The organism is Vibrio sp. 10N.222.52.C3 (genome assembly GCF_041474195.1).
In the GTDB taxonomy this organism is placed as follows: domain Bacteria; phylum Pseudomonadota; class Gammaproteobacteria; order Enterobacterales; family Vibrionaceae; genus Vibrio; species Vibrio crassostreae_C.
Genome location: NZ_JBFRTQ010000010.1, coordinates 1 through 10,096, shown reverse-complemented (window position 1 = coordinate 10,096; position 10,096 = coordinate 1). Strand labels below are relative to the sequence as shown.

At 43.8% G+C, this 10,096-nt stretch carries 10 protein-coding genes; 5 read left to right on the top strand and 5 right to left on the bottom strand.

Features of this window, described 5'->3' with window-relative positions; genetic code table 11:
• Positions 1 to 47 precede the first annotated feature (47 nt).
• The 3 genes from AB4517_RS01175 (at position 48) to AB4517_RS01165 (ending at position 2,778) form a co-directional block, all read left to right on the top strand.
• Positions 48 to 1,046: a porin gene (locus AB4517_RS01175; RefSeq protein ID WP_372147755.1), complete on the top strand. Its 999-nt coding sequence runs from the start codon at positions 48 to 50 to the stop codon at positions 1,044 to 1,046.
• Positions 1,047 to 1,201: 155 nt separating this feature from the next.
• Entirely contained in the window at positions 1,202 to 2,092 is an 891-nt protein-coding gene (locus tag AB4517_RS01170; RefSeq protein ID WP_017062738.1) for a DMT family transporter, read from the top strand.
• A gap of 68 nt (positions 2,093 to 2,160) precedes the next feature.
• On the top strand, positions 2,161 to 2,778 hold the full coding sequence (locus AB4517_RS01165) for a glutaredoxin domain-containing protein (RefSeq protein ID WP_017064328.1): 618 nt from the start codon (positions 2,161 to 2,163) through the stop codon (positions 2,776 to 2,778).
• A 153-nt stretch (positions 2,779 to 2,931) separates the two neighbouring features.
• On the opposite strand, the gene AB4517_RS01160 is transcribed toward AB4517_RS01165, so the two are convergent.
• The 3 genes from AB4517_RS01160 to AB4517_RS01150 form a co-directional block, all read right to left on the bottom strand.
• Complete coding sequence (locus AB4517_RS01160; protein WP_010431176.1) at positions 2,932 to 3,066, bottom strand: hypothetical protein; 135 nt, start codon at positions 3,064 to 3,066, stop codon at positions 2,932 to 2,934.
• A gap of 285 nt (positions 3,067 to 3,351) precedes the next feature.
• Complete coding sequence (locus AB4517_RS01155) at positions 3,352 to 3,702, bottom strand: hypothetical protein (RefSeq protein ID WP_017057980.1); 351 nt, start codon at positions 3,700 to 3,702, stop codon at positions 3,352 to 3,354.
• Between the two features lie 100 nt (positions 3,703 to 3,802).
• Positions 3,803 to 5,008: a multidrug effflux MFS transporter gene (locus AB4517_RS01150; protein ID WP_372147753.1), complete on the bottom strand. Its 1,206-nt coding sequence runs from the start codon at positions 5,006 to 5,008 to the stop codon at positions 3,803 to 3,805.
• Positions 5,009 to 5,116: 108 nt separating this feature from the next.
• Here AB4517_RS01150 and AB4517_RS01145 point away from each other — a divergent pair, with 108 nt between their 5' ends.
• Both AB4517_RS01145 and AB4517_RS01140 read left to right on the top strand, forming a co-directional pair.
• A complete protein-coding gene (locus tag AB4517_RS01145) occupies positions 5,117 to 6,013 on the top strand; it encodes a LysR family transcriptional regulator (RefSeq protein ID WP_017062741.1) in 897 nt (298 codons plus the stop codon).
• A gap of 142 nt (positions 6,014 to 6,155) precedes the next feature.
• On the top strand, positions 6,156 to 8,000 hold the full coding sequence (locus AB4517_RS01140; protein WP_372123953.1) for a putative bifunctional diguanylate cyclase/phosphodiesterase: 1,845 nt from the start codon (positions 6,156 to 6,158) through the stop codon (positions 7,998 to 8,000).
• Between the two features lie 106 nt (positions 8,001 to 8,106).
• Here AB4517_RS01140 and AB4517_RS01135 read toward each other — a convergent pair whose 3' ends face one another.
• Both AB4517_RS01135 and AB4517_RS01130 read right to left on the bottom strand, forming a co-directional pair.
• Entirely contained in the window at positions 8,107 to 9,417 is a 1,311-nt protein-coding gene (locus AB4517_RS01135; RefSeq protein ID WP_372147751.1) for a peptidoglycan DD-metalloendopeptidase family protein, read from the bottom strand.
• 276 nt (positions 9,418 to 9,693) lie between these two features.
• Positions 9,694 to 9,993 carry an isoamylase early set domain-containing protein gene (locus AB4517_RS01130; RefSeq protein WP_372147749.1) on the bottom strand — a complete coding sequence of 100 codons (300 nt, stop codon included), beginning with the start codon at positions 9,991 to 9,993 and terminating at the stop codon, positions 9,694 to 9,696.
• Positions 9,994 to 10,096: the final 103 nt, after the last annotated feature.

Here is a 10,096-nt window from a genome sequence, read left to right as displayed (position 1 = left end):
ACGGAGAGCACATTGCTCACGGATTTTAAAATACAAGGTAAGTGATTATGAAAAAGGCAGTTCTAGCTTCTGCAGTGGTAGCGGCACTAGTTTCAGGTTCTTCTCTAGCAGCAACAGTTTACAGCTCTGATGGTACAGAACTTAAAATTGGCGGCCGTGCGGAATTCCGTGGTGATTTCATCGGGTCAGGCGGTAAAGAAATCGACGGAACCATGAAAAATAAAAGCCGTGTGCGTTTAAATGTTGGCGGTACCACGGAAATCACTAGCGATCTATCTGGTTTCGGTTTCTACGAAGCAGAACAAGGCGTAAATTCTTCAGCGGATAACGATGAAACTGATAACTTTAAACAACGCTATATGTACGCTGGCCTTGAAGGTAACTTTGGTGCTGTTTCGGTAGGTCGTCAAGATACGGCCGCTGCTCAAATCTCAGAAATGTCGGATGTTACTATCTACTCTGGTGACCAAAAAGCCTTCATTAACGCGGGCAACGAGCAGATTAACAACACGTTCGTGTACGCTTACGATGCTGATGCTCTTTCGTTGAAGGCAAGTTTAATCGCTGGCGAAGATAAAGATACAGACGGTTACGGTATCTCTGGTATCTACACATTACCTATGGGCTTAGGTTTTGGTCTTGGTTACTCAGGTAATGACAATGGTGCAGGTAATGGCTCTGCAACCGCTGTAATTGCTGGTATCAACTACAAAATGGATGCTCTATACCTAGGTGCAACCTACACAATGGGTGACCTAGACGACAAAGCAAAAACTGAGTTCTCTGGTGTGGAAGTTGCTGCTAAATACAAGCTAACAGACCAATTTGAACTGGCAGGTTTGTACCAAAAACAAGAAAAAGACGCGACACAGAACTTAACTGTAGACACAGCTGACTTCTTTGAGCTGACTGGTACTTACAAGTTCAACAAATCTATCCGTACATACGTTGCTTACCAATTAAACAATCTAGACGACGTAAAAGTTGCAGGTTTAGAAACACAAAGTGAAGACTCTCTTCGCCTAGGTGTACGTTACGACTTCTAATCTAAATCGACTTTAGATACAGACTAAAAAGGTTGGGCAATGGCTCAACCTTTTTTCATATTCAAATATTCTGACTGACTTCATCAATGCTTTTTCTGGTTAAGTGGTGCTAAATCCGTATCATAGGTGAACCACATCAAATAATTAGAAGCATCATGTCACAACACCATCCGATCCAAGGCGCTAGCTGGATGCTAACCGCAGGCCTAGCCTTTGCCGTTATTAACAGCCTAACTCAAATTGCTAGCATTCATTTCGGACTTACTTCTACCACCGTTGCCGTCATTCAATACGCCATCGCGTTATTCGCTATTCTTCCTTACCTAAAAACGCTGGGTATTCGCCGCGCGCTAAAAACCGACAACCTCAAATTGCACGTATTCCGTGTCTTCTTGTCTGTTATTGGTATTCAACTTTGGATATGGGCACTGGCTTACCCAGTACCAATTTGGCAAGGCATTGCCCTTCTCATGACATCGCCATTGTTTGCAACCATTGGTTCAGGGCTTTTCTTAAAAGAGAAAGTTGGGGCTGCTCGCTGGGGCGCGACCTTAGCAGGCTTCGTGGGTGCGATGGTGATTCTAGAGCCGTGGGCTGAAGATTTTAACTGGGCAACGTTATTACCAGTCGGTGCCGCTTTCTTCTGGGCATGCTACTCACTGATGGTGAAAAAACTCTCTTCGCAAGACAGTCCTTCAACCATGGTGGTCTATCTTCTACTATTAATCACACCATTTAACATCCTGCTTGCTGCGCCAGATTGGCAAACGCCAAGCGGCGGTACAATCTGGGCTATATTGATTGTTATCGGTGTTATGACGGCACTCGCTCAATGGGCGATAGTAAAAGCCTACTCGGTCGCTGATGCTTCGTTTGTGCAACCTTTTGACCACGCCAAATTACCGCTAAATGTTTTAGCAGGTTGGATTGTATTTAGTTGGGTTCCACCGGGTCGTTTATGGCTAGGGGCTGCTATTATTATTGCGTCAGTTGCATTTATAACGCACTGGGAAACTAAAAAACCTTCAAAAGTGAAGAAAGTTTAAGGTTGGTGAAATAAATAGTTCGACAGTCCGTTCTATATGGATAAGAGAATTCAAACGAGGCCGTAACCATGAAGAAACCAGTCAAGATTACACTATACCGTTGGGCAGGCAGTTGGGGTCCATTTAAAGTTAATATCCCATGTGGGGAATGTACCCTTACCAAAGACATTCTTAAGGATACTTTTGAGAATGAGTTATCAGATGTCGATGTCGAACTGGAAGTGAAAGATTGGTTGTCTCACTGGTGGGAGCCTCTAAAACTTGGCTCTTGGCACGCCCCAATCCTTGTTGTTGAAGGCAAGGTTGTCAGCCAAGGTGAAGCGCTTAATCGCGGTGTGTTAATCCAATCCGTGATCAAAGAGTGGACCAAACGAGACAGCTTAAAAGGCAACATCGTTTATGGTAAGGCGACCTGCCCATTCTGTGTTAAAGCGAAGAAAATGCTGGATGAAGCGGGTGTTGAATACCAATACCACGATGTCGTAAAAGACAGCGCCGCTTTGTACCGTATGATTCCAGAGGTAAAAGCACACATTGGTGAGAAAACACCGGTCACCGTCCCGCAGATCTGGCTTGATGGTAAGTACATCGGTGGTGCCGATAACTTAGAAGCGTGGATGAAAGAGAATGGCTTAGATAGCATCCCTAATAATGTGGTCGACTTATCCAATCAATCTGCTGGCTGAGTTCATTAAAAGCCATTAGTCAGAAGCTTAATTGGTATTTTTTGTGTCCATCCACAACAAAACAAAGCGATAACTTTCACCAATCGCTAAAACGAAAAAGGCCTTAAACTTCATCGAGTTTAAGGCCTTTTAAAATTCCGTTTTTGAAAATGCTTATTTAGCCATTTTCTTCATCATTCGCTTAAAGAACGATGGTTTCTTTGGCTTTGAAGTGCCGTACAATGCTTCGTGCATCATGTTTTTTGCTGCCATTTGACCAAGGTATGCGTGGCCTAGTTCGTAATTCATGCTTATCTCCGCACATAATCAACTTTCTTTAGCGCGGATTCTACACTTAAAACGCCCAAAAACAAGATCTAAATCACACTTTAATGCAATATTAAGCATCCATTTGCAATTAGCCTAATTTTGTCTCTGTGCTAATCAGCATTGTTTTTGTATATCAATGAGTTAACCTAAATTCTGGTTTGAGCTTAATGCTCCATTCCTAATAACAACCCAAGACATTGATTTAGACACTGATAAAAAAAGCAGCTCAATAGAGCTGCTTTCTAAAATGCTTTACTGAGAAACCTAGCTGCGCTTTGGCTGTCTGTAAGTTTTACCGGCAATTTGGTATGTGTCTTTTTGCTTCAATTCAAACATCGTTTCAAAGAACCAAGCTGCAAATTTGATTAAGTCATCGCCTTCATTCATAACATGTTCGATGTACTCTTGCTCTTCGCCTTGTTCATTTTCTTGAAGCGTCACGTGGTAAATACGCTTTTCGCCTTCCACTTCAGCAAGTGCAAATTGACCAGTCAGTGATGCAGCAGCCTCAGCGACTTCTGTATCCTCATTGGATTTCAATAGCTCAAGCGCTTGAGGCAGGCCATCTAGTGCGCAGATAGCTTTTACCAGTACTTCAAATTCATTTTGCTGCATTTTGTTTTTACCTATTCAATGGACCGAAGCATTGTAGAAAACCATCAGCACAAATACAACGTATTAACGATGGTGCGTTAAACGATAGTGAATTTGGCATTTAGCTATATTCCACTTCAACAGTATCGCCTTTGTTGTTCATTTTGGTTGAAGACCAAAGCACTCCGCCCATGGCTGCACCAATAATGAGGTAGAACACGCCTAATTGAAGATGAGTCGTGACCCAACTCTCTACAAGATACCCACCCAATAAACCCGCTAAACACATCTGAATTGAACCAGACAATGCCGACACTGCTCCCGCTTGTTTCTTATGAGGTTCTAATAACATGCTGATTGATAATGGGAACGAGATGCCTTGTGCTATCGCCAACCAAGTAAACGCCCAAACTAAGTTAAAGATGGATAACTCATGAGTAAGAAGCCAAGTTCCCGATGCCAAGATAGTCAAAATAGCTAGGCTCATCAGTTGGGGCGTACTAAACCTACGATTGAGCAAGTTCAAAGCCACGCTACCGATCAGTAAGCCTGCCGAAGGGACAATCATCAATGAACCATACTCAGCGGCGGTCAGCCCCAATTGCTCTTGCATTAAGAATGGAAACAACGACAGCGATACCAAACTCGCCATGTAGCTCATCCAGTTGTAACTGGCACTGGTCAACACTTGGCGATTGGTCAACAAGCGTCCGTAGTTCTTTACCACTTGGCTGACTTCAAAACGGCTCTTCCCATATGGCAGAGTTTCATGCAACACGAAGTAACCCAGTGTGAATATCGCCAGTAAATACAATAGAACGAAAAGGAACACCGCCTGCCAACCAAGGTGGAATGAAATCCAGCCACCAAATACAGGCGCGATGATCGGCATGATCGAAGCGGTGATCGAGATATAAGACAACGCTTTGGTAAGCTGTGAACCATCATAGCTGTCACGAAGCACACTTCGCCCAAGAACCGAGGCACTGCCCGCCCCTAAACCTTGCAGCAAGCGACCAACTTCTAGCGCCGTCATATTGTCAGAAAACACAACACAAACGACTGTACCAATCAAATAAACACCCTGACCTAACAAGAAGATAGGTCTTCTTCCCACCGCATCGGACATCGGTCCGTAAAATAGCTGAGACAAGCCAAAACCCACCAGAAACAGCGTGACGAGAAGCTGTACATCTACTTGAGTAGCACTTAAATCAGAAGCAATTAACGGTAATGCTGGCAAGTAGATGCTCACACCCACCTGCCCCGTAGCAATAATCATCATTGCTAAGAGTAACGGTGTTTTTTTAAAGGTCGATTGGCTCAAAAAATTCCCTATTCGTTTGATATTTGTTCATTAGACGAGTTTACATTCAAAACCAATAATTGATAATTAGCTAAATTGGAATTTTATTAAGTCCCAACAGGAAATAATATGGATTGGATTCTTAACGTAAAAAGCTACGTCAGAGTAGTCGAAGAAGGCAGCTTCAATGGTGCTGCTCGAAAGCTGAACACCACCAGCTCGGCGATCAGTAAAAGAGTGAACTGGTTAGAAGAGCGCATCGGCACCCAACTGTTAAAGCGTACCACGCGATCAATTAGCCAAACCGAAGCAGGTGCGCTCTTTTACCTGCGAGCCAAGGATCAGCTCGACAATTGGCAGTCCATTATTGATGAGACTCGCTCGGTTAACCAAACCCCAGCAGGCCTATTAAAGATTGGCGCTACGATTGCGGTTGGCTCTAAGTTTCTGGTGCAATACATGGACGACTTCTTAGAAAAATACCCAGACATTAAGGTGCAGCTGATCACGACCACGCCAGGCCAATTACCTGAACTGGGCTTAGATCTGGTGATCAGTCGTGAACTGGAACAGCTCAACTCCTTAAGCTTCAAGAAAACACCGCTGTTTGAACACAAAGCCAGCTTCTATGCAGCGCCAAGCTATTTAGCTAAACATGGTTACCCCGCCAACGAGCAGGACTTAGAACAACACAACTCTTTGATTTGGGGAGAGCGCCCTACCCGAGAAGTCACACTCACCAAAGGGCAACGCATCACCCTCAATGGTAACTTTGCGACCACCAATCCAGAGGCTTTGTTTCATGCGGCGAAGCGAGGAATGGGCGTACTGTTAACCATCAAAGCGATGATCAAAGAGGATCTAAAGCAAGGGACATTAGTTCCAGTATTGCCAAATATTACCGCCGACGAAGTGATGGTTTACGCGTACTACCCTAAGCTTGATTACTCGCACACGCGAACCAAGCTCTTTTTGGACCATCTGAAAGACAGGCTAGACAAAGAGCGTAGCACGCAAGCTCTGTGAAATAAGTCACATTTTAATTTGAAAAGTTATACAACACGGTCAATAATAAACTTGACGCATATAGATTATACAAGTTCGCACATATACAAGATAATACGTATACCGCTTACACAGTGAATCTGGTTAACTAGGGGTGGTGGCTATGACTCAACATACGCACAATAGCATGATAGACACAGAGCGCATTGGCCGTTTGCTGAAATTGGAAGGTATCGACCTTTTAGAGTCAGCTGTGCTTACTTTACATCAGACCTTTGATACTCAATACACTAGCATCATTGAGAAGAAGTACTTCCCTGACCAAACCGTTCCTTTGGTGATCGCCCATTCTGATCATGTATTACATGACAAAATCAATGCGCGCCATGGTCACATCTACCAACAAGCCTTCAATCAAAGACACCCAGATTGCTCATTTTCTCAGTACATCGTCCAGTCATTGCCAACATCGGCATTTAGGCAGGAAATCACCTCACAAAACTCCATCGCGATCCCGACTCAAACTCAAAGTGGCGAAGTGATGGGCGTGCTGTTTTCAACGTTCACCTCGCCTCTTAGCCCTGATCAGCAACAAGACGTGGTAAAGCACCATCAATTGTTCGCCGACATCATCATCCACACCTTGCGTGAAATGTGGTTTAACGATCGTTCCGAACAACTTGTAAATCAGCTTAGTTATGAGGTGTCACACGACAGCCTAACCGGGTTACTCAACCGAAGCTGTTTATCAGATACCTTAGAGTCGATTACTCAACAGAGCGTCACTCCGTTTACACTGGCTTTACTCGATATCAATAGCTTCAAAGCCATTAATGATATGCACGGTAATTATATTGGCGACAAGGTGCTGCAGTTTGTCGCAGAAATATTGCGCCGAACTTTACCTGAAAGCAACCTGACTTTCCGGACTGCTGGCAACGAGTTCGCCTTCATCACCTACCATTCTGATCCGATAGCCGTGTGCGAACAAATACTGGCCAAAATTAAGCAGGGCTACAGTAGCGTTGATATCAAGATAGATTTCGACGTCAGCATCGGTATTGCCAGTTCGGATGGAGACAACAAAGACGTTGAGCAAATCATCTTCAATACCAGCTTGGCGCTTAAAGAGTGTAAACACAGCCAAGATACTCATATTCAATGTTATGACACTCACTTAAGAGTTCGTTACCAAAGAAAAACCGAGCTAGTCGCAGCGCTACGAAGTGAGCTGGAAAACCCAATTTCACAAAGCTATATCCCCGACAGCAATGGAATGTACGTAGTGGTACAGCCGATTGTGGGTCAAGGTGAAACGCAATGGGAATATTTCGAGGTACTGACTCGCTGGAAAACCGCCAGACATGGAGACATCTCACCCGTAGAGTTTATTCAAGTGGCAGAAGAGTCAGGGCTGATTGTCGAATTAGGTGAACGCATTATTGAATTGGTGTGCCGCGCTAAAACCACACTAGAGCAAGGCTTGGGCTACAAGGTTAAACTTGGAATCAACTGCTCTGCGCACGAGCTTACTGATTCGAAACGTTATATATCCTACCTGACTCGAACCATTGAACAGCACCATTTTAAGGCGAATGAGTTTGTTATCGAGTTAACCGAAACCGTTCTGTTATCGCCAACACAAGAGACAAAATCCGCGCTTAACTTTCTGAGAGGACAAGGCTTCACGATCGCACTCGACGACTTTGGTACAGGCTACTCCAGTTTGAACTACATCCACAGCTACCCTATCGATTGCATTAAAATTGATGCGACCTTTATTCGAGACTTGTTAACTAGTTCGACCTCAGAGAGCGTAGTATGGCTGATTGTTCAACTGGCCCATAGACTCGATGTATCTTTGGTTGCGGAAGGTGTTGAGAAGCGTGAGCAATTAGAAAAGCTGCACGCGATGGGATGTGACAAGATCCAAGGTTACCTCTACTCACCTCCAATGCGACCTGAAGCTATCGTTAGCTATGTCGCGCACTCAGAGCCTTTAGTTTAAACCCTTACCGAACCTTCTATTGAGAACTAAAAAGCCGCAAGAGCATCACTTAACACTGACTGTGCTTTGTGATGCTCTTGCGGCTTTAAAACAGTTTAATGGCTAGCTACTTACTAGCATTATTAACCATTGCTAGATTGCGCGTTTCTAACGCTGCCTTCAATAGCTTGTCGGCTTCATCTCTCGCGGCTGTGAATGTCGCTTTTTCCTTTTTAGGCACAGAATCGGCCATTGGGATATTCGCTTTCATCGCATCAACAGGGCGACCACGTTCGATCAGTTCATAGTGCAAGTGAGCACCTGTCACTCGACCCGTTTTACCCGATAGGCCAATACGTTGACCACGAGATACCGTTTGTCCTTTACGAACAAGGATCTTGCTTAAGTGCAAGTAGCGCGTTTTATAAGTGCTACCGTGTTGAATCACCACATAGTTACCCGCATAAGGGTGTTTACGCGTCATGATCACTTTGCCATCACCCGTTGCTTGAACAGGTGTGCCAATTGGTGTCGCGAAATCCGTACCGTTGTGCGGTGAGATTCGGCCAGTCACAGGGTGTAGACGTTTAGGGTTAAATTGAGAACTCTGACGCCAGCTGCTGCTTACAGGATAACGTTGGAAAGCACGTTGAAGGCTATCGCCATTAGCATCGTAATATTGTCCGTCAGTGTGTAAGTATGCTGACACAACGCGGTTACGATTCATGATCTTAATTGCTTCAATTTCACGTTTTCCGGTTGCAACACCATCAACATATTGCGCTTTTTGAAGCACTTCAAACTGATCGCCAGCACGTAGGTCTCGGCTAAAGTTCAGCTTATCTTTAAGAAGAGTCACAATATGGTCAATCTCAAGACTGCTCAGGCCAACCTTGTTCGCCGACATAGAGAAGCTGCCTTGAATATCACCCACTAAAGGTTTTTGCTTCCATTCACCAGGAATAGAGATGTCTTCGAATTCGTAGCTGCCGTCATCAAGTAATCGGTAAACCACTTTGTCCGCGACGCTAAATTGAAGTTCCATTTTAGAAAGGTCGCCGGTCGCTTCATCACGCCAAAAGCGTAATGTATTACCCGGACGAAGCGTATCTAAAGCAAGGAAGTTCAAATCAGTTTCCATCACGCTCATCATCGATTTGTAAGAAAATCCAAGCTGAGTGAAGATGCTACTCAAGTTATCGCCAGATTGAATTTGATACTCAAATGTCGGCGGCTCAATAACGGTAACAGAAGATGGTGACAGAATTGACTCAATAACGGTTGAGTCGGGCAAATCAAGATCGATCGTTTTCGTCAGATTTGATTGCGAAGATTGCAGAGCAACTCCAATCGCTGCAATAAGCGGCAGTCCTAAAATAGCTACTTTTTTTACAGGTGAAAGCTCGGCAAACGGAGAGGGAAATATTTTTGAATACACGGTAAACAGGTCTTTCTACGATATAAAGGCATAGGATATGCTTTTCAAACGCATAAATCATCAATGCATTGTCATAATATGATGTGAATCTTCCCAACTTAGCCTAAGTCATTGAGTTGCCGTAGATGAAGAGCCACTAGATAAGAAATAAAATTAACCGCTAAATTTAAAAATAAAAAAGCAGAAACGGCTAGTTTCTGCTTTCTATTGGTTGACGTTATTCCGTTTCGAATAATTAATAAACGAAGCGAATTAGTCGCTGGCTTTAAGAAAAGATTATGCGTTTACCGTCGACACTAGGCAGTTGTCTTCACCAAATTCATTTGGGATGTAACGATCGGCATTCGCATCGTTCACCCATTGTTGGTCATCAACTAGGTAGCGGAATTGAAACTCGCCATCTTTAGGTAGACGAGTTTTAAACTTGTAAACCTTCCCTTTGGCCAGTTTTTTCATTGGGATGGCTTTCCAATCAAGAAAGTCAGCAACGATGGATACAGAGTTCGCTTCCTGAGCTTCTAGCTCGAAGGTCACTTCAACTTCATCTTTCGTCTTAAAAAAACGTTTATTAATCATTCGCAAGCTCCATTTGTAAAAATAAGCGGACACAAAGCTAAGTGTGTCTAAATTTCATTCATCTAACTAAGATAATATGTAATTTGACTCACATAAACAACAG

Coding starts and splice junctions, on each gene's coding strand:
- AB4517_RS01155 (WP_017057980.1), bottom strand. CDS start 3,702: ATGCAGCAAAATGAATTTGAAGTACTGGTAAAAGCTATCTGCGCACTA.
- AB4517_RS01160 (WP_010431176.1), bottom strand. CDS start 3,066: ATGAATTACGAACTAGGCCACGCATACCTTGGTCAAATGGCAGCAAAA.
- AB4517_RS01170 (WP_017062738.1), top strand. CDS start 1,202: ATGTCACAACACCATCCGATCCAAGGCGCTAGCTGGATGCTAACCGCA.
- AB4517_RS01130 (WP_372147749.1), bottom strand. CDS start 9,993: ATGATTAATAAACGTTTTTTTAAGACGAAAGATGAAGTTGAAGTGACC.
- AB4517_RS01165 (WP_017064328.1), top strand. CDS start 2,161: ATGAAGAAACCAGTCAAGATTACACTATACCGTTGGGCAGGCAGTTGG.
- AB4517_RS01175 (WP_372147755.1), top strand. CDS start 48: ATGAAAAAGGCAGTTCTAGCTTCTGCAGTGGTAGCGGCACTAGTTTCA.
- AB4517_RS01140 (WP_372123953.1), top strand. CDS start 6,156: ATGACTCAACATACGCACAATAGCATGATAGACACAGAGCGCATTGGC.
- AB4517_RS01145 (WP_017062741.1), top strand. CDS start 5,117: ATGGATTGGATTCTTAACGTAAAAAGCTACGTCAGAGTAGTCGAAGAA.